Below are 18,072 nucleotides of genomic sequence, written 5' to 3'. Positions count from 1 at the left end.
GCCAGCGCGCCCGGCTACCGTCAGATCTTGTTGAACAGACCCAGCTGGCTGATTTTGCTGAATGCCAGTTGCGAGGCCTGCAGCATGGTCTGCTGCAAGGTCAGGCGGGTCATCACTTCGGCAGGATCCGAATCACGGATCGAACCCTGAGTGGTGGTATTCGCCTGAGTCAGGCTCTGGTTGGTGGTGTTCTGGTCATCCAGCGACTGTCCGCGAGCACCGATCGAAGTCACCGCCGAACCAATCTGATTGGCCGCGCTGTCGATGTTGCCCAGCGCCGACTCCATGGCACCCTGGAATTTCTGCTTGGCCACCGGATTCCCGTCGATCGGCGCATTCAGCGCCGTGACCATCTGGCCCAGGGTGTCGAGCACGTTCTGGGTCTGGTGGTTGTTGGACTGGATCGAGAACTGATCACCCGCACCCGGCGTACCGCCGAATGTGAAGGTCACACCCGCGGCCGTGGCGTTGGCGCCGACCATGGTGCCCGACGACACTGGCTTGCTGTCAGCTGTCACTGGCGCTGCATACAGGTCGAAGTTGGTGGCGCTGGTGAACTTCAGGATCGCACCGCCGCCCGACGGGAATGCCGCGTCGTAGGCCGCCTGGTTGGTCACGCCGGAGCCGGTGATGACCGCCGTCGACGCATTGCCCGCGCTGCGCGAGGTGGTGAACGAGTCAGGCGTGGCCGCCAGCTGAAAGCTGTGGCCGGCAATGACCGCATCCGGGTTGGTGTCGCCAGGCTTGAGGTTGATGTTCAACTTCAGATCGACGCCACGGAAGCTGACGGTCTGGTTGGCGCCGTTGCTGTTGGTGATCGCGCCGTTCTGGCTGGCTTCGGTCGTCACGTCGTTGCCCAGGGCATCGGTGATTTTCAACTGAGTGCTGCTGATGAAATCCACGGTGTACGGCTGACCGGCCGCGAACTTGGCGTTGTACGTCGCGGCGGTGCCAACGATACCGTTGGTCAGTACCACGCGGCCATCATCGGGGGTTGGCGCGGTCATGCTGGTCGTGGTGCGGCTGGTGTTGATGGTCTGCTGGAACGCATCCCAGCCAGTGGTATTGGAGGCCACCGAAAGACCGTCGCCAATGCCCAGGTTGATCTGGGTCTGGTCACCATTGTAGGTGTAAGTGCCATCGGCATTTTGCGAGTACGGCGCGGTATCGGTCTTGGAACCGGAAAACAGGTAATTGCCGTTGGCGTCCTTGGAGTTCATCAGGCCCAGCACTTGTTGCTGGATCTGGCTCAGCTCGGCCGCGTAGGCCTTGCGGTCAGTGTCAGTGGCGATGCCGTTGTTGGCGGCCAGGCCGATTTCCTTGGCGCGCTGCAAGGCCGTGGTGATGGAGTTCAACGTGGACTCCTGCACGGTCAGCGCACTCTTGGTGGTATCGATGTTGCCCTGATACTGCTCGAGCATCGAGGCCTGCTGACCCAGCTTGAGCAGACGCCCGGCGCCGATCGGATCGTCGGCAGCGGTGTTGATGCGCTGCAGGCTGCTCGCCTCGTTGGCGGTCGCGACAGTCTTGCTGTAGTTGCGCTGATATTGAGCAGCTTGTGTCGCGTAATACTGGGCGGTGGAAATGCGCATGAATTACGGCTCCTTAAAGACTGTTGATCAGCGTTGCGAAGGTTTCCTGCGCAGCCTTGATGATTTGCGAAGAGGCGGTGTAGTACTGCTGATACTTGACCAGGTTGCCGGTTTCTTCGTCCAGGTTGACCTGGGACAGCGAATCGCGCGCACCCTGTGCCTGATCCAGAATCACCGTGGTGGCGGCGCTGTCGGACTTGCTCTGAGCAGCCTTGGTACCGACGTTGGTCACCAGCTTGTTGTAGGCGTCAGTCAGGCTGATGCCCTTGCTCGCCGTGCCGGTATCCACGGTCTGTTTGGTCTGCAAGCCAACCAGCGCCTGCGCGTTGCGGTTGTCCGAAGAAGCCGCGCCGGTCAGGTTGATCGTGAAGGTTTCGCCTGGCTTCGGCGTCGCGCCCACGGTGGTCTGCACGGTAAAGGTTTTCTGCACGTTCGGCGTGACCGAGGTATCCATCACCGGAGCACCGGTGGAATCGACCATGCCGATCTTGAGGTTCAGGGTGTTGGCCTGCCCCGGCACGATGGTGCCGGAACCGATGGTGTTGCCCTTGGCATCGACCATGTTGTACGACTGGCTGCCACTGGCGACCGCACCCATGACCAGTTTGACCGGCGTCGAGTACTTGAGCGCATTCTGCAGCTCGGCCTGGGAGGCCGGGTTGGTGATGTCGAGGGTGTCGATCAGCGTCGGCTGCGTGTAGGTGCCGGAATTGTTGGCACTGGCCACACCGGTCAACGGTGCTGCCGCCGCGATTTTCTTCGGATCGGTGAGCACGGTCTGGATGGTGCTGCCGGCGTTACGGGTCGGGGTCACCTTGAAGGTGTCGCCGGCGCTCAACGCACCGCCATTGAGGGCCAGGGTGAAGCCGTCGATCACTGGCGGTGGCGTGGTCGTGGTGCTGAACGAACCCATGTCGGTACCGTCCGAGCGCTTGACCGAGTAGTTGGTCGCGCTGGTGAAGGTGACCTGGTAGTCGCTGGTGGTCAGCTTGCCGGTGTCCTTGATGGTGACATCAAGGTTGCCGGAACCTGCACTGTTGGTCGACTGGGCAATGCTGCGCTGGCTGATCAGTGCGGCACTGTTGATGTCGTTGAAAATGGCCGCGCCGAAGTCACCGTTCTTGTCGATGCCCTGGGCTTGCTGGCGATTCATCTGGTCGGCAATGACCAGTGCTACACGGCCCAGCTCGTTGAGCGAAGGGTTGAGCACTTCATTGCGATAGGTCAGCAGACCACCGATTTCACCGCCGCTCATCACCGAGGTGATGTCGAGGGTGCTTGAGCCGCGATCCATCTGGATGCCCATGCGCGAAGGGTCGTCCTTGCTCGGCACGGTGCTCAGGGTGTTGGTGGTGTTGCCGATGACCAGTGGCTGACCGCTGCCGACGTAGACGTCGAAACTGCTGCCGCGCTCGACGACTTGCGCACCGGTCAACTCGGAGAGCTGACGCACGGCTTCGTTACGGCTGTCGAGCAGATCGTTCGGCTGGCCGCCGCTGGTGGAAACCTCACCGATCTTCTGGTTCAGGTTGGCAATCGCGGTGGCCAGCTTGTTCACCTGGGACGTCATGTCCGACAGGTTGCCGTTGATCGTGGTGTTCTGATCGTTCAGCTGTTTGGCCAGCGCGTTGAAGCGGCTGGTCAGGGCCTGCGCACCGGTCAGTACCGACTGACGGGAAGTGTCGTCGGTCGCCGAGGTCGCTACACCCTGCATCGAGGTGAAGAATTTCTGCAGCACACCGGTCAGGCCCGTGTTGGTGTCGGACAGCGAGGCGTCCAGCGCGGTCGCCTGGGCACCGTACGCGGCCGCTTCGCTGTTGAGCGAGGTGGCGGTGTGCAGTTGTGTTTCGAGGTAAGAGTTGTACACCCGGCGCACGTCGGCCAGGGTCGTGCCCGTGCCGATGAAGACGTTGCCGAACTGCTGCGAGGACTTGGTGCCCTGCACGGTTTGCTGGCGTGAATAACCGGCGGTGTCGACGTTGGCAATGTTGTTACCTGTCACAGCCAGAGAGGACGAACTCGCGGCCAACCCCGACATCCCGATATTGAGCAAACTCATGATTCAAACCTTACCTTGTGTTTATAAAGGCGTTGTTGAAACGCCGGCCGCAGCGTAGTTCTGATTTACCGTCATCTGCCTGGCAATCTGCGAAATCTTGCTTGCGTAGTTCGGGTCGGTTGCGTAACCGGCCTTTTGCAACTCGCGTACAAACTGTTCTGGGTTATCGGCCGACTTCAGCACATCTTGATAGCGATTATTGCTCTGCAGCAAAGTCACCAGATCGTGGAAGCTGTCCTTGTACGAGGCGTAGGAACGGAACTCCGCCGTCTCCTTGACCATCTGCCCGTTGCGGAACTCGCTGGTGATCGCACGGGCCGAATCGCCCTGCCAGTTGCTGCTGGCCTTGATGCCGAACAGGTTGTGACTGCTAGTGCCGTCCTGGGCGCGCATGACCGACTTGCCATAGCCGGTTTCGAGTGCGGCCTGAGCCACCAGGTAACGCGGATCGACACCGATGCGCGCCGCCGCTTCCTTGGCCATCGGCAGCATCGTATTGACGAATTCGTCGGCGTTGCTGAACGCCTTCTTCGCTGGCGCCAGCGGAATCTGCGCCATGGCGCGACCGTAAATCTGCATCTGCCCGCCAGAGGCCTTGTCCGCCTCGGCGCGGGCCAGCCAGTCGCCGTTGTACAGCGGACCGGAACCGGTGGCAGCGGCCGTCGCGGCGCGTTGCGGCAATTGAGTGGCCGCCGTCGGCGTGGCCGAAGGCACCAGACCGGCGAGCAAACGATCAGCCAGTTTCGGCGGCAGTGCCAGGCGACGCTGGTTGATCATTTCCATGTCGTTGCGATGGGTCAGCTGGGTGTTCGGCGCATGCACCGAACGCGAGGCCCACAACGGACGTTCGCCATTGAGGCGCGACAGCGGACCGTTGGTAGCCAAGGTGCCGGCGGCAATCGGCGTTTCCACCGCAGCGGCCTTGGCCAGGGCTTCCTGCTGCTTGGCAGCGGACGCGGCGGCGGCCTCGCCCGGTGCCATCGGTTTGTTCTTCGACATCTGCTTCATCAGCACGTCAGCCAGACCGATACCACCGCCCTCGCGGGACAGAGACACCGCCAGTTGCTGGTCGTACATTTCCTGATATTGCTTGGCTGCCGGCGTGTTGAGCGGGTTGTCCTGACCCAGCGCTTCAGTGGCCGAGCGCATCGACTTGAGCATTTCACCGAGGAACAGCGATTCGAATTCCTGCGCCACCTTGCGCATGTTCCCGTCGCTGTTCTTGTCGCCGACCTTGAGCTGGTTCAGACGATTGAGGTCGGAGTACGAACCCGAATCGCTGCTGCTGACCAGACCGCTTTTGCGCATATCCATGAGTGCCGTCCTCAGATCACGATCAGGTCGGCTTGCAACGCGCCGGCCTGCTTCAGTGCTTCGAGAATGGCCATCAGGTCACCCGGCGCCGCGCCGACCTGGTTCACCGCACGCACGATTTCGTCGAGGGTGGTGCCCGGGCCGAACTTGAACATCGGCTTGGCTTCCTGCTGAGCATTCACCCGCGAGCGCGGCACCACGGCTGTCTGACCATTGGACAGCGGGCCCGGCTGGCTGACGATCGGGTCTTCGGTAATGGTCACGGTCAAGCTGCCGTGGGTCACGGCGGCCGGCGAAACTTTCACGTTCTGGCCGATGACGATGGTGCCGGTACGCGAGTTGATGATGACTTTCGCCACGGCCTGGCCCGGGTCGACTTCGAGGTTTTCCAGGATCGACAGATAGTCGACACGCTGGCTCGGATCGAGCGGCGCAGTGACGCGGATCGAACCACCGTCGATGGCCTGGGCAACGCCAGGGCCGAGCATGTCGTTGATCTTGTCGACGATGCGCTTGGCGGTGGTGAAGTCGGAACGGTTGAGGTTCAGCGTCAGGCTGTTGCCTTGGTTGAAGCCGCTCGGCACCGAACGCTCGACCGAAGCACCACCCGGGATGCGACCGGCCGACGGAACGTTGACGGTGATCTTCGAACCGTCACGACCTTCAGCATCGAAACCACCCACCACCAGGTTGCCCTGAGCGATGGCGTAGACGTTGCCGTCGATACCCTTGAGCGGGGTCAGCAACAGGGTGCCGCCACGCAGGCTCTTGGAGTTACCGATGGACGAAACGGTGATGTCGACCTGCTGACCCGGTTTGGCGAACGCCGGCAGATCGGCACTCACCGATACCGCCGCGACGTTTTTCAACTGCACGTTGCCCGATCCCGGCGGCACTTTGATGCCGAACTGCGAGAGCATGTTGTTGAAGGTCTGCAGGGTGAACGGGGTTTGCGTCGTCTGGTCGCCGGTGCCGTTAAGCCCGACCACCAGGCCGTAGCCGATCAACTGGTTGGAACGCACGCCAGAGATGCTGGCGATATCTTTCAGCCGCTCGGCGTGGGCACCAAAGGCTGCGGACATCAACGCCGCAGCGAGCATGAGGCTCTTGAAATTCAACGTAGCCACCTAGAAAGGGAACAGCGGGCTGAGGAAGAAACGGTCGAACCAGCCTGGCTGACTCGCATCGGCGAACGAACCGGTGCCCGAGTAGGTGATGCGCGCATCGGCGACCCGGGTCGACGACACGGTGTTGTCGGTGGCGATGTCATCGGCACGAACAAGACCGGCGATCCGCACCAGCTCATCACCGGTGTTGAGGGTCATCCACTTCTCGCCGCGCACAGCGATGATGCCGTTGGGCAGCACGTCGGCGACGGTCACGGTGATCGAACCGGTCAGGGTGTTGCCCTGGGCCGCCTTGCTGTCGCCCTTGGTCGCACGGTCGCCGCTGTAGCCGACGTCCAGGCTCAGATCGTTACCGCCCAACGGGTTGTTGGTGGTGCCGCTGCCGCCGAACAACGAAGTCAGGCCGATGCCGGTCTTGCTGTTCTTGGCCACTTGCGAGTTGGCGTTCTTGCTGGCCTGAGTCTTCTCGTTCAGGGTGATGGTGATGATGTCACCGACCCGGAACGCCTTGCGGTCGCTGTACAGGTTCTGTTCGAAACCGGCCTGATAGATCGAGCCGTTGTTGGCGGCCGCCGGCAACGGCGTCCGCGGCAACACCGGGGCGTAGTAAGGGTCATTGGGCTTGGGCGTCGGAGCGACGCAGCCCGCGAGCGAGACCACCCCACCCAATGCCAGAACAGATACGAAGCGTTTCATGACCCTTACCTCACGGTGTTGCAGGCGGCCTCATGGCCGCCTCATAGACTTGATTACAGATTCTGCGTTACGAACGAGAGCATCTGGTCGGCGGTGGAGATCACCTTGGAGTTCATCTCGTAAGCGCGCTGAGTGGTGATCATGTTGACCATCTCTTCCACGGTGCTGACGTTGGAGGTTTCCAGAGTGTTCTGCAGGGTGGTGCCGAAACCGTTCAGGCCCGGAGTGCCGATTTGCGGCGCGCCGGAAGCGGCGGTTTCCAGGAACAGGTTGTTGCCCACGGCTTGCAGACCGGCCGGGTTGATGAAGTCGGCGGTTTGCAGGTTGCCGATCACTTGCGAGGCGGCGTTGCCGGCAACGGTGATCGACACGGTGCCGTCACGGCCGACGGTGAAGGTCTGGGCATTGTTCGGGATGACAATCGCCGGCTCCAGAGCGAAACCGCTGGCGTTGACGATCTGGCCATTGGAGTCGAGGTGGAAAGTACCGTCACGGGTGTAGGACGTGGTGCCGTCCGGTTGCAGGATCTGGAAGAAACCACGGCCGTCGAGGGCCATGTCCAGCGGCTGCTCGGTGGTTTGCAGGCTACCGGCGGTGAAGTTCTTCTGGGTGCCGACGATGCGCACACCGGTACCCACTTGCAGACCCGACGGCAGTTCGCTGTCCTGGGTCGACTGGGCGCCAGGCTGACGCTTGATCTGATACAGCAGGTCCTGGAACTCGGCGCGGTCACGTTTGAAACCCGTGGTCGACACGTTCGCCAGGTTGTTGGAAATGGTGGTCAGGTTGGTGTCCTGGGCGGACAGACCGGTTTTGGCAACCCATAGAGCCGGAAGCATTCGATTCTCCTCGTGCGCCTGTTTTACGGCGCGACGTTCTGATAATTAGCTGATCTGCAAGACCCGAGCCATGGCCTGGTCGTCGTCTTTGGCGGTGTTCATCATCTTGACGTGCAACTCGAACTGCTTGGCCAGGGCCAGCACCGACGTCATTTCTTCCACGGCATTGACGTTGCTCGACTCCAGGAAACCCGACACCAGTTTGACGTTGGCATCGGCCGGCGCAGGCTGGCCGTCCTTGGTGTAGATCGAACCGTCCAGGCCCTTGTTCATGTTCTTGATGTCCGGATTGACCAGTTTGATCCGGTCGACTTCGGCCATGACGCGCGGGCCTTCGCCCATCGCACGAATACTGATGGTGCCGTCTTCACCGACTTCCACCTGCTGCTGCGGCGGCACGGCAATCGGCCCGCCGTTGCCCATGACCGGCATGCCGTTACCGGCACGCAGCACGCCCAGGGCGTCGATATTGAGGCTGCCGGTGCGCACGTAGCTTTCGCCGCCATTGGGGTTCTGCACGGCAATGAAACCGTTGCCGGTCACGGCGACGTCGAGGTCGCGACCGGTCTCCACCAGGGAACCTGCGGTGAAGTCGGTGGCGGGCCGTTCGCTCATGGCAAACGCACGCGCCGGAAAGCTGTCACCGAACACCGGCATCGAACGCGCCTGTTCCAGGTCGCGCTGAAAACCATTGGTGGAGATGTTCGCCAGGTTGTTGGCATGAGCCTTTTGCGCCAGTGCGTTCTGGCTGGCGCCGGTCATTGCCACATAAAGGTACTTGTCCACACTCTTTCCTCTGCATGCCGGACGTTTGCCGCCCACCGCTGTACTGCTGAGCCACAAGCAATTTGCAGACCAACTTTTTTCTGGCGGTCGAGGACCCGATAAACAAAGGACTTGAGGGATTCAGCAGGGTTTGGGGAAATGTATCGAAGTCGAAAAACCGGCGGTGTCATGCCGCTTGGCGGCAATGGTGAGGCGCGATCACCCCGTGCCTTGCGCAGGAGTGATCGCGCAGGGATCAAGACTCGGTCTTGCCCACCTCATACTCACGCAGCTTGTTGGCAATCGTGGTGTGCGAGACGCCCAGTCGCTTGCCCAGCTGCCGACTGCTCGGATGTTCGGAATACAGTCGCTCAAGCACTGCTTTCTCGAAGCGCCCGACAATCTCGTCGAGCCCGCCCTCCAGCGAGAAATCGCCAAGCGGCTGACGCACGCCATAGTCCGGCAGACGAATATGCTCGGCCTTGACCGTCCCGCCATCACACAGCGAAACCGCCTGGAACAGCACGTTCTCCAGTTGTCGCACGTTGCCCGGCCAGTGGTAATGACTGAGCCGATCCATCGCCGCCGGCGCCAGCTTCGGCAACGGGCAACCGATCTGCCGACTGGCCTGATCGAGGAAGTGCTCCACCAACGGCGTCAAACCGTCGAGGCATTCGCGCAGTGGCGGGATGTGCAACGAAAGCACGTTTAAGCGATGGTACAAATCCTGGCGAAACTCGCCACGGGCGCACAACTCGGACAGGTCGACCTGGGTGGCGCAGATCACGCGCACATCCAGGTAAACCTCTTCATCACTGCCCACACGACGGAAGCAACCGTCCTGCAGGAAGCGCAGCAATTTCACCTGTAAGCGTGGGCTCATTTCGCCGACACCATCGAGGAACAACGTGCCGCCCGCCGTCAGCTCCAGCAGCCCGAGCTTGCCTTCAGCCCGCGCCCCTTCGAAGGCCCCGGGGCCGTAGCCGAACAACTCGGTCTCGGCCATCGATTCCGGCAGCCCCGCGCAGTTGAGCGCCATCAATGGCGACTGGCCGCGCGGACTCGCCAGGTGACAAGCCCGAGCCAGCAACTCTTTACCGGTGCCGGTTTCGCCTTCAATTAGAAGAGGCGCATCGAGCGGCGCCATGCGCCGGGCTTCACGCACCACCGCCGCCATCACTTTCGAGCTTTGAAAGATACTGTCGAAGCCACGCAACTCCTGCTTGCGCACGTTGTAGATGCGCTCGCCGACCCGATCCGCCCGATGCAGCGTCAGTACCGCACCGGCCATGGCCTCGCTGTCGTCGTGCTCCGATTGCAGCGGCGCGATGTCGGCCAGAAAGATGTCGCCCTTGACCTTGACCCGCATGCCGTTGATTCGCGATTTGTTGGCGCGCACCAGTTCCGGCAAGTCGAAATCCTCGGCGTAACGCGACAGTGGAATCCCCGGCACTTCGTCGACCCGCACGCCGAGCAACTGCGCCGCCGCACGGTTGGCGGCAACGATCGAGCCGCCCATGTCGATCGACAGCACCGGAAACTCCAACGCACCGAGCAACGCATTCAGTTCCATGTGTCGGCGTTCGCTGGGCATCAGCCCTACCCGCTTGACGCCGAACACCCCGGCGATGGCTTCGAATTTGGGCCGCAACGCCTGGAACTGCAAATTGATCAGGTTCGGGCAATGCAGATAGATCGCATTGCCATGCTCACCGCCGACCTCGCCGCGGGCAACGTTGATCCCGTACTCCACCAGCAGATTGAGGATGTCGCGCAGGATGCCGATGCGGTTCTGGCAGTGGACTTTGATACGCATATAAAGGCCCGAAACAGGTAGAGGGGCGGATTTTTCTCTGCCGCCCGCAAGATAGTCGTCAAGATTATGTGACAGACACCGGCCATTTCAAACCCGCCAATCACCGTAATCACGACTTATCGCACAAAGCGTAACGATAATTTTACGATTTAAAGAGACTTTTCCTACTCGGCCGGTCATCAACCTGCTGCAACACGGCACGCTCTGGGGTATTTCTCAGTCCATAGCAGGACATAACAAGAACGAATTCCCCTCGCAGGAGAGCAGTATGAAGCAGACGCAATACGTGGCCCGCGAGCCCGATGCGCAAGGTTTTATCGACTACCCCGCCGAAGAACACGCGGTGTGGAACACGCTGATCACCCGCCAGTTGAAAGTGATCGAGGGTCGGGCGTGCCAGGAATACCTGGACGGTATCGAAAAACTCGGTCTGCCCCACGACCGCATCCCGCAACTGGGCGAGATCAACAAGGTGCTCGGCGAGACCACCGGTTGGCAGGTCGCCCGCGTCCCGGCGCTGATTCCGTTCCAGACCTTTTTCGAATTGCTCGCCAGCAAGCAGTTTCCGGTGGCCACATTCATTCGCACCCGTGAAGAACTGGACTACCTGCAAGAGCCGGACATTTTCCACGAGATCTTTGGTCACTGCCCGCTGCTGACCAACCCGTGGTTCGCCGAATTCACCCACACCTACGGCAAGCTCGGCCTGCAAGCGACCAAGGAAGAGCGCGTTTATCTGGCGCGCCTGTACTGGATGACCATCGAGTTCGGCCTGGTCGACACCCCGCAAGGTAAACGCATCTACGGCGGCGGCATCCTGTCCTCGCCGAAGGAAACTGTTTACTCGCTGTCGGACGAACCTGAACATCAGGCCTTCGATCCGCTGGAAGCCATGCGCACGCCGTATCGCATCGACATCCTGCAACCGCTGTACTTTGTCCTGCCGAACCTCAAGCGCCTGTTCGACCTCGCCCACGAAGACATCATGGGCATGGTCAAGCAAGGCATGCAGCTGGGTCTGCACGCGCCAAAATTTCCGCCGAAACCAAAAGCTGCGTGAACCGTGGCTTTTACTTACAAGTGAGTCTGTCAGTCGTCGCGGCTTTGGTTTAGCGTGACGACATTGACGACCGTAACAGCTCTTATAAAAAAGACATCCGATCTCAGGAATCAAACCATGTCCACTTTGAACCAAGCCCATTGCGAAGCGTGCCGTGCCGATGCCCCACAAGTCAGCGATGAAGAACTGCCGATCCTGATCAAGCAGATCCCTGACTGGAACATCGAAGTGCGTGACAGCATCATGCAGCTGGAAAAAGTCTTCCTGTTCAAGAATTTCAAGCACGCGCTGGCCTTCACTAACGCCGTCGGCGAGATCTCCGAGGCCGAAGGTCATCACCCGGGCCTGCTGACCGAGTGGGGCAAAGTCACCGTGACCTGGTGGAGCCACTCGATCAAAGGCCTGCACCGCAACGACTTCATCATGGCCGCGCGCACTGACGAAGTGGCCAAGACCGCAGAAGGACGCAAGTAATGCACTTCGACGCCATCGGCCGGGTGCCCGGCGACCCGATCCTCGGCCTGATGGAGGCCTACGCGCAGGATTCCAACCCGCGCAAGTTCGACCTCGGCGTGGGCGTCTACAAGGACGCCCAGGGCCTGACGCCGATTCCCGAAGCGGTGAAAATCGCCGAGGCGCGTCTGGTCGAAAGCCAGGACACCAAGACCTACATCGGTGGTCACGGCAATCCGCTGTTCGGCAAGGTCATCAATGAGCTGGTGCTGGGTGCCGATTCGGCACTGATCACCCAGCAACGCGCCGGAGCTACCCAGACCCCGGGCGGCACCGGTGCCCTGCGTCTGGCAGCGGATTTCATCGCGCAATGCCTGCCGGGCAAAGGCGTATGGCTGAGCAACCCGACCTGGCCAATCCACGAAACGATTTTCGCGGCGGCCGGGGTCAAAATCAGTCATTACCCGTACGTCGGCAGCGACAACCGCCTCGACGTCGATGCGATGCTCGCCGTGCTCAACGAAGTGCCGAAAGGCGATGTGGTGCTGCTGCACGCGTGCTGCCACAACCCGACCGGTTTCGACCTGAGTCACGACGACTGGCACCGGGTGCTGGACGTGGTGCGCAGCCGCAATCTGCTGCCGCTGATCGACTTCGCCTACCAGGGCTTTGGCGACGGTCTGGAGCAGGATGCATGGTCAACCCGGTTGTTCGCCGCCGAGTTGCCTGAGCTGCTGATCACCAGTTCCTGCTCGAAGAACTTCGGCCTGTACCGCGACCGTACCGGTGCGCTGATCGTCTGCGCGAAAACCGCTGACAAGCTCATCGACATCCGCAGCCAGCTGGCGCACATCGCCCGCAACCTGTGGTCGACGCCGCCGGATCACGGCGCGGCTGTGGTCGCCACGATCCTCGCCGACCCGGAGCTGAAACGCCGCTGGGCCGACGAAGTGGAAGCCATGCGTCTGCGCATCGCCCAGTTGCGCAGCGGTCTGGTGGAAGCGCTGGAACCGCACGGTCTGCGCGAGCGCTTTGCGCACATTGGCGTGCAACGCGGGATGTTTTCCTACACCGGCCTGTCGCCGGAACAAGTGAAAAACCTGCGCGAGCATCACAGCGTGTACATGGTCAGCTCGGGCCGGGCCAACGTCGCCGGGATTGATGCGACACGTCTGGATCTGCTGGCCGAAGCGATCGCTAGCGTCTGCAAATAAACGAATGTCAGGGGCGGCGGGCACACCGCCGCTCCCGCATTTGCCCTGCGTCACCCTGTCGCACTTGTCTAGACAATCCCGCCCGTCGCAACAAGCGGAATTAAAAATCTGTTTGTCATTTTTACTGCTGTATCCTTCGCAGGCTTTCTGAAAGCGCGGATCTACCAGATCTATCAACAGACTTAGCGAGGAGCGCAACCATGCACGAGATTCCCAATCTCCCCTTCCCAAGCCTGCACGTACCTGAGCAGACGACCACGCAACAAGCCGGTGCCCAACAGCCCGAGCCGAAAGAAGCCGCCGAAAGCCGTCCGGCCGACAGCAAAGAGTAAGTAACACCCGCCGTACAGACCGTGTGGAAAGCGCTAACATGCGCTTTCCACACTGCCTGAAGCCCGAGCCTGCCATGACCGACGAATCCTTTAACGAACAACAGGCTGAAATCCTCATCGGCGCCACCGAGAAGATGATCGAGATCTGGAGCCGCCTCTCGCCCGAGAAGCAAGCCGCCCTGCTCGCCCGTTTCGGCAGCGAAGAAAATGCCCTCGCCGCACTGGTCACCACGCAACTGGTCGCCCCGGCCAAATAGTTTTACTTTTCCCCGCCGCAGCATCGTCCACGCCGGTATCATGAGCAGCCTATCTATTCTGCTCTCCCCGTGGATCGTTACCCATGTCGTCCTCTATGCCAGAACCCCAGCGCCCCCTGGCGGTCACGCTGCAAGTCGTTTCCATCGTCCTGTTCACCTTCATCGGCTACCTGAATATCGGCATTCCGTTGGCCGTGCTGCCCGGCTACGTGCACAGCGACCTGGGCTTCGGCGCGGTCATCGCCGGCCTGGTGATCAGCGTGCAATACCTCGCCACCCTGCTCAGCCGTCCGTATGCCGGCAAGATCATCGACAACAAGGGCAGCAAACGCGCGGTGATGATTGGTCTGGCTGGTTGTGGCTTGAGCGGTGTGTTCATGCTGATTTCGGCCTGGACCCCGAATCTGCCGGTGATCAGCCTGATCAGCCTGTTCATCGGCCGTCTGGTGCTCGGCAGCGCGGAAAGTCTTGTCGGCTCCGGATCCATCGGCTGGGGCATCGGCCGCGTCGGGGCGGCCAACACCGCCAAAGTCATCTCGTGGAACGGCATCGCCAGTTACGGCGCGCTGGCGATCGGTGCGCCGCTGGGCGTGTGGCTGGTCAGCCGTTTCGGCCTCTGGAGCATGGGCGTGAGCATTCTGTTGCTTGCAGCGCTGGGCCTGCTGCTGGCCTGGCCGAAAACCGCCGCGCCGATTGTCGCTGGCGAGCGCTTGCCGTTCATGCATGTGCTGGGTCGCGTCTTTCCCCATGGCTGCGGACTGGCGCTGGGCTCGATCGGTTTCGGCACCATCGCTACCTTCATCACGTTGTATTACGCCACCCAGCATTGGGATAACGCGGTGCTGTGCCTGAGCCTGTTCGGTGCCAGCTTCATCGGCGCGCGACTACTGTTCGGCAACCTGATCAACCGTCTCGGCGGTTTTCGCGTGGCGATTGCCTGCCTGTCGGTGGAAACACTGGGGCTGCTATTGCTATGGCTGGCGCCGGATGCGCACTGGGCATTGGCGGGTGCGGCGCTGAGCGGTTTCGGCTTCTCGCTGGTGTTCCCGGCGCTGGGCGTGGAAGCGGTGAACCTGGTGCCGGCTTCCAGCCGTGGCGCGGCGGTTGGCGCCTACTCGCTGTTCATCGACTTGTCGTTGGGGATCACCGGGCCGCTGGCCGGAGCGATTGCGGCGGGCTTCGGTTTTGCCTCGATCTTCCTGTTCGCCGCGATCGCCGCGCTGAGCGGCCTGGCGTTGAGCGTCTATCTGTACCGCCACACGTCGAAGTACCGCGAAGACTAGAAATCCACCTTGCCGCGCCCGGCCTTGATGCTGCCGCGCTTGGTCTTCGACTCCAGCCGACGCTTCTTCGACCCCAGCGTCGGCTTGGTTGGACGGCGCTTCTTTTCGATCTTGGTGGCGCTGAGAATCAGTTCGGTCAGACGCTCCAGTGCATCGGCGCGATTCTGTTCCTGCGTGCGGTATTGCTGAGCCTTGATGATCAACACGCCGTCGCTGGTGATGCGAGTGTCGCGAAGCGCCAACAGCCGCTCCTTGTAGAACTCGGGCAAGGACGAGGCGGGAATATCAAAGCGCAGGTGCACGGCGCTGGAGACCTTGTTGACGTTCTGCCCGCCGGCCCCTTGGGCGCGGATGGCAGTCAGTTCGATCTCGGCATCCGGCAGATGCACGTTATTGGAAATCTTCAGCATTGCATTCTCATCGTAGAGCCTGTTTCGCCGTACCTGTAGCGGCTACGGTCAGCATGACCTTGGTGTGCTTTCAGTGTCGCGCCCTTTCACTATACACGGCGACTATCAGGCGACACGGGGAGGCGAAACGGGAAAACACCCGGGAGAAATGCCCCGTCAACATGGGGGCATTAATCAGTGCCAACGAGCGCCGTACTACGTAGAATATCGCCACGGCAATGAGCAACCGAGACAAGAACCTCCTCGATTATTGTTTAAACATTGCACTTACTCGATCAATGCAGGAAGCATAACCATGAGCAATAAAGCAGTTATCGTTTTTAGCGGCGGGCAGGATTCAACAACCTGTTTGATCCATGCCTTGACCCACTACGATGAAATCCACTGCATCACGTTTGACTATGGCCAGCGCCATCGTGCAGAAATTGAAGTTGCACAGCAACTCGCAAAAGAACTTGGTGTGACCGTACACAAGACCATGGACGTGTCGCTGCTGAATGAACTGGCCATCAGCAGCCTGACGCGCGACAACATTCCAGTCCCGACCATCAATAGTTCAGGAGAAAGCCTGCCGAGTACATTTGTGCCGGGCAGAAATATCCTGTTTTTGACCCTGGCTTCCATATATGCGTACCAGGTTCAGGCCAAGACCGTCATTACCGGTGTTTGTGAAACAGACTTCTCTGGCTACCCGGATTGCCGAGATGACTTTGTAAAGGCACTGAACAAAGCCCTTGAACTGGGTATGGATTACAAATTGACCCTGGACACTCCGCTGATGTGGCTGAACAAAGCGGAAACCTGGGCGCTGGCCGATTACCATAACCGGCTGGAGTTCATTCGCGACCAGACACTGACCTGCTACAACGGCATCAAAGGTAACGGCTGCTCCAATTGCGATGCCTGTAATCTTCGTGCCAAAGGCCTCAACGAGTTCCTGAACAACAAAGATCAGGTTGCGCACAGCCTGAAAGCAAAACTGAATCTGAACTGAGTATATAACGACACATCAAGCGCTCACCCGGCATGACAGCAACAACACACCCGGTGAGCGCCATCCTGCATTATTGCGTCTGACCGCCAGTCAGGTACTTTTTGAACAATGCCCTTGCCCCGTAGGCAGGCAAGACATTAAAGAAAGCGAAGCCTACCTTTATCGCAATCTGGACGTAGATCATGTTCAGTATCGCGCTGGTTTCCATCGCGCCATAAAATGCGATGAAGCAGAAAAGAAAGCTGTCGATGATCACCGCAAACAACGTACTTAAAAACACGCGCAAAAACAGGAACCTGGAGTTCGTGAGCTCCTTGATTTTGCACAACAGATACGAGTTGATATTTTCGGAAACCAGAAATGAAACAGAAGAGGCTACCAGGACAGAAGACAACTGGCTGATAACGTCATTGTAAGGCCCATCGAGCTTCCAGCCCGGCAGCCCGGGGAGATGTGTCGTGATGGCCAGCAAAATGATGATGGCCGCGTTGCTGATAAAAGCAAAAAGTATCGCTTTTCGCGCAAGCCTGAGACCGAACGTCTCATTCAACAAATCGACGATCAGAAAGGTCAACGGATAAAGAAAGGTACCCGGCGTTACGATAATGTCAAAGTATTCCAGATAGATCGGTTTGGTCGCGGCGATACTGGTAAAGATGTACAGCGTAAACAACATGAGGTTCAGAATGATATAGATCATCCAGGAACTCTCATGACGATCGTTCAGATCATAGGCGGTGAGCGTCTCTCCCTGGGAATAAAACTTCTTGTACAGGTTTTTGACTTCTATCTTGTTCAGATTATCCATAATCTCACTATTCAACACTTCACTCAGTTTTATTTTAATAATCTTGCCGGTCGCGATGACCATGATGACGGCCAGGCTTTTTCCATTTTCAAACCCCAATAGCTTGTACTTGCTGTTTTCCATTTCAACACTACAACCCATTAAATCGTTCCTCGATTATATCCCCGACAACACAAATGCGATCCGTAGCAACGCTGATCTCTTTGGTTATAAGCAGCTTGTTTGTGATCTTGTCATACACCAGCTTTTCCCTGTCGCCGGTCGACGAGCCTTTCTGCACGATCAATAGATCGCCTGGCTCATGTAAACCATTGATCTCGTTCTCCAGCAGCACACCTATCAAGTTGAAGGAGGTGCCGAAATAGTAAGTCAACGGGTAAATCGTGGCCAACTCGCCTATCCTTTTATCCAGACTCTGGATAACCAGGCTCTCTTTTATGATAGGCACTGCCGCCGGGTTCATATTGCCCTGCGGAGAAATACTGCTTTCTATTATCTCCTTCTCTTCAAAATCGATCGTTTCTATTTCCTCATAGGAAACGCCGAAAAAATCAGAAATCTTGCGAACCGTGGACTGCTGTACGTTGACCACCTTCCCTTCGAGAATATTATAGATGGTGGTTCGGGTCAGGCCACTGGAGTTGCACAAGGACAGCTGCGTCTCCCCACGACTTTTAATCAAGTACTTGATGTTGTTTTTCAGATTCTCCGATCTTTCTCTTCTGTGCATGAAGTGCTTACCATCCATTTATAACTGTAATTGACATCACACCCCGAGCGCTCACTCATGGATCACTCAAGTCAAGTGGGTCATTACAGTTTTATCCGTATCAAAGCCGCGCGCGATCATAGCATCCTCCCTCCTTGAGTGACTAAACGACACCGCATAGTCCAGGTCAGCAAAATCTGTACTGACTTGTTAGTTCTCCTTGTCGTCACCCGTGACACCTGAAAAGTCACGCCTGCCGAGCTGCAGTTTTACACCCTTCAGGGGGACAAAAAGAATCATTTTATTTGAACAATGTTCATTTTTCTGATTAATCTTGTGGCGTT

General features: G+C 59.2%; 18 protein-coding genes. 7 read left to right on the top strand and 11 right to left on the bottom strand.

Annotated elements, in window-relative coordinates:
* Positions 1-20: 20 nt before the first annotated feature.
* The 8 genes from AC1RMX_RS11910 to AC1RMX_RS11875 all read right to left on the bottom strand — a co-directional run bounded on the left by AC1RMX_RS11910 (position 21) and on the right by AC1RMX_RS11875 (position 10,208).
* Positions 21-1,592, bottom strand: a complete 1,572-nt coding sequence (locus tag AC1RMX_RS11910; protein WP_096822207.1) for a flagellar hook-associated protein 3 — start codon at positions 1,590-1,592, stop codon at positions 21-23.
* A gap of 13 nt (positions 1,593-1,605) precedes the next feature.
* Positions 1,606-3,651 (bottom strand): flagellar hook-associated protein FlgK, encoded by a 2,046-nt coding sequence (flgK, locus tag AC1RMX_RS11905; RefSeq protein ID WP_096822208.1) that lies wholly within the window; start codon positions 3,649-3,651, stop codon positions 1,606-1,608.
* Between the two features lie 21 nt (positions 3,652-3,672).
* Positions 3,673-4,965 (bottom strand): flagellar assembly peptidoglycan hydrolase FlgJ, encoded by a 1,293-nt coding sequence (flgJ, locus tag AC1RMX_RS11900; protein ID WP_493071989.1) that lies wholly within the window; start codon positions 4,963-4,965, stop codon positions 3,673-3,675.
* 11 nt (positions 4,966-4,976) lie between these two features.
* Entirely contained in the window at positions 4,977-6,065 is a 1,089-nt protein-coding gene (locus tag AC1RMX_RS11895; protein WP_080593281.1) for a flagellar basal body P-ring protein FlgI, read from the bottom strand.
* 27 nt (positions 6,066-6,092) lie between these two features.
* On the bottom strand, positions 6,093-6,788 hold the full coding sequence (gene flgH, locus AC1RMX_RS11890) for a flagellar basal body L-ring protein FlgH (RefSeq protein ID WP_007965503.1): 696 nt from the start codon (positions 6,786-6,788) through the stop codon (positions 6,093-6,095).
* Between the two features lie 53 nt (positions 6,789-6,841).
* The gene (gene flgG / locus AC1RMX_RS11885) at positions 6,842-7,627 is read right to left on the bottom strand and encodes a flagellar basal-body rod protein FlgG (protein WP_096822210.1); all 786 of its coding nucleotides are present in this window, start codon (positions 7,625-7,627) and stop codon (positions 6,842-6,844) included.
* 45 nt (positions 7,628-7,672) lie between these two features.
* Positions 7,673-8,413, bottom strand: coding sequence for a flagellar basal body rod protein FlgF (locus tag AC1RMX_RS11880; protein WP_096822211.1), 741 nt, complete (start codon positions 8,411-8,413; stop codon positions 7,673-7,675).
* Positions 8,414-8,648: 235 nt separating this feature from the next.
* Entirely contained in the window at positions 8,649-10,208 is a 1,560-nt protein-coding gene (locus tag AC1RMX_RS11875) for a sigma-54-dependent transcriptional regulator (protein ID WP_096822212.1), read from the bottom strand.
* Between the two features lie 223 nt (positions 10,209-10,431).
* Here AC1RMX_RS11875 and phhA point away from each other — a divergent pair, with 223 nt between their 5' ends.
* From phhA to AC1RMX_RS11845, 6 genes are all read left to right on the top strand, one after another.
* On the top strand, positions 10,432-11,268 hold the full coding sequence (phhA, locus tag AC1RMX_RS11870) for a phenylalanine 4-monooxygenase (RefSeq protein WP_225739972.1): 837 nt from the start codon (positions 10,432-10,434) through the stop codon (positions 11,266-11,268).
* A gap of 117 nt (positions 11,269-11,385) precedes the next feature.
* Complete coding sequence (locus tag AC1RMX_RS11865) at positions 11,386-11,742, top strand: 4a-hydroxytetrahydrobiopterin dehydratase (protein WP_003222798.1); 357 nt, start codon at positions 11,386-11,388, stop codon at positions 11,740-11,742.
* Positions 11,742-12,935, top strand: coding sequence for an amino acid aminotransferase (locus AC1RMX_RS11860; RefSeq protein ID WP_493071987.1), 1,194 nt, complete (start codon positions 11,742-11,744; stop codon positions 12,933-12,935). The genes AC1RMX_RS11865 and AC1RMX_RS11860 overlap by 1 nt, the downstream gene beginning before the upstream one ends.
* A 200-nt stretch (positions 12,936-13,135) precedes the next feature.
* Positions 13,136-13,267: a hypothetical protein gene (locus tag AC1RMX_RS11855; RefSeq protein WP_255261961.1), complete on the top strand. Its 132-nt coding sequence runs from the start codon at positions 13,136-13,138 to the stop codon at positions 13,265-13,267.
* A gap of 38 nt (positions 13,268-13,305) precedes the next feature.
* The gene (locus tag AC1RMX_RS11850; protein WP_096822214.1) at positions 13,306-13,524 is read left to right on the top strand and encodes a hypothetical protein; all 219 of its coding nucleotides are present in this window, start codon (positions 13,306-13,308) and stop codon (positions 13,522-13,524) included.
* Positions 13,525-13,619: 95 nt separating this feature from the next.
* Positions 13,620-14,807, top strand: a complete 1,188-nt coding sequence (locus tag AC1RMX_RS11845; RefSeq protein ID WP_493072062.1) for an MFS transporter — start codon at positions 13,620-13,622, stop codon at positions 14,805-14,807.
* Here the strand turns inward: AC1RMX_RS11845 and arfB are convergent.
* On the bottom strand, positions 14,804-15,217 hold the full coding sequence (gene arfB, locus AC1RMX_RS11840; RefSeq protein WP_096822216.1) for an alternative ribosome rescue aminoacyl-tRNA hydrolase ArfB: 414 nt from the start codon (positions 15,215-15,217) through the stop codon (positions 14,804-14,806). The genes AC1RMX_RS11845 and arfB overlap by 4 nt on opposite strands.
* A gap of 295 nt (positions 15,218-15,512) precedes the next feature.
* Between arfB and queC the strand changes: the two genes are divergently transcribed.
* Positions 15,513-16,211 carry a 7-cyano-7-deazaguanine synthase QueC gene (gene queC, locus AC1RMX_RS11835; RefSeq protein WP_273540085.1) on the top strand — a complete coding sequence of 233 codons (699 nt, stop codon included), beginning with the start codon at positions 15,513-15,515 and terminating at the stop codon, positions 16,209-16,211.
* Positions 16,212-16,281: 70 nt separating this feature from the next.
* Here queC and AC1RMX_RS11830 read toward each other — a convergent pair whose 3' ends face one another.
* Positions 16,282-17,160, bottom strand: a complete 879-nt coding sequence (locus AC1RMX_RS11830) for a queuosine precursor transporter (RefSeq protein ID WP_096822218.1) — start codon at positions 17,158-17,160, stop codon at positions 16,282-16,284.
* Entirely contained in the window at positions 17,150-17,749 is a 600-nt protein-coding gene (locus AC1RMX_RS11825) for a helix-turn-helix transcriptional regulator (protein WP_493071985.1), read from the bottom strand. The genes AC1RMX_RS11830 and AC1RMX_RS11825 overlap by 11 nt, the downstream gene beginning before the upstream one ends.
* Positions 17,750-18,072 lie beyond the last annotated feature (323 nt).

The sequence above is a fragment of the Pseudomonas sp. GW822-FHT03F04 genome, assembly GCF_058801405.1.
Note: the sequence above shows the minus strand (reverse complement) of the source record. Positions and strands in the feature narration are given on the sequence as shown.

What these genes read in the sequence shown, in the direction of transcription:
- flgK (WP_096822208.1), bottom strand. Translation starts at nt 3,651, where the DNA reads ATGAGTTTGCTCAATATCGGGATGTCGGGGTTGGCCGCGAGTTCGTCC.
- AC1RMX_RS11855 (WP_255261961.1), top strand. Translation starts at nt 13,136, where the DNA reads ATGCACGAGATTCCCAATCTCCCCTTCCCAAGCCTGCACGTACCTGAG.
- flgH (WP_007965503.1), bottom strand. Translation starts at nt 6,788, where the DNA reads ATGAAACGCTTCGTATCTGTTCTGGCATTGGGTGGGGTGGTCTCGCTC.
- AC1RMX_RS11865 (WP_003222798.1), top strand. Translation starts at nt 11,386, where the DNA reads ATGTCCACTTTGAACCAAGCCCATTGCGAAGCGTGCCGTGCCGATGCC.
- queC (WP_273540085.1), top strand. Translation starts at nt 15,513, where the DNA reads ATGAGCAATAAAGCAGTTATCGTTTTTAGCGGCGGGCAGGATTCAACA.
- AC1RMX_RS11850 (WP_096822214.1), top strand. Translation starts at nt 13,306, where the DNA reads ATGCGCTTTCCACACTGCCTGAAGCCCGAGCCTGCCATGACCGACGAA.
- flgJ (WP_493071989.1), bottom strand. Translation starts at nt 4,965, where the DNA reads ATGGATATGCGCAAAAGCGGTCTGGTCAGCAGCAGCGATTCGGGTTCG.
- AC1RMX_RS11860 (WP_493071987.1), top strand. Translation starts at nt 11,742, where the DNA reads ATGCACTTCGACGCCATCGGCCGGGTGCCCGGCGACCCGATCCTCGGC.
- AC1RMX_RS11825 (WP_493071985.1), bottom strand. Translation starts at nt 17,749, where the DNA reads ATGCACAGAAGAGAAAGATCGGAGAATCTGAAAAACAACATCAAGTAC.
- AC1RMX_RS11845 (WP_493072062.1), top strand. Translation starts at nt 13,620, where the DNA reads ATGCCAGAACCCCAGCGCCCCCTGGCGGTCACGCTGCAAGTCGTTTCC.
- arfB (WP_096822216.1), bottom strand. Translation starts at nt 15,217, where the DNA reads ATGCTGAAGATTTCCAATAACGTGCATCTGCCGGATGCCGAGATCGAA.
- AC1RMX_RS11895 (WP_080593281.1), bottom strand. Translation starts at nt 6,065, where the DNA reads ATGCTCGCTGCGGCGTTGATGTCCGCAGCCTTTGGTGCCCACGCCGAG.
- AC1RMX_RS11910 (WP_096822207.1), bottom strand. Translation starts at nt 1,592, where the DNA reads ATGCGCATTTCCACCGCCCAGTATTACGCGACACAAGCTGCTCAATAT.
- flgG (WP_096822210.1), bottom strand. Translation starts at nt 7,627, where the DNA reads ATGCTTCCGGCTCTATGGGTTGCCAAAACCGGTCTGTCCGCCCAGGAC.
- AC1RMX_RS11875 (WP_096822212.1), bottom strand. Translation starts at nt 10,208, where the DNA reads ATGCGTATCAAAGTCCACTGCCAGAACCGCATCGGCATCCTGCGCGAC.
- AC1RMX_RS11830 (WP_096822218.1), bottom strand. Translation starts at nt 17,160, where the DNA reads ATGGGTTGTAGTGTTGAAATGGAAAACAGCAAGTACAAGCTATTGGGG.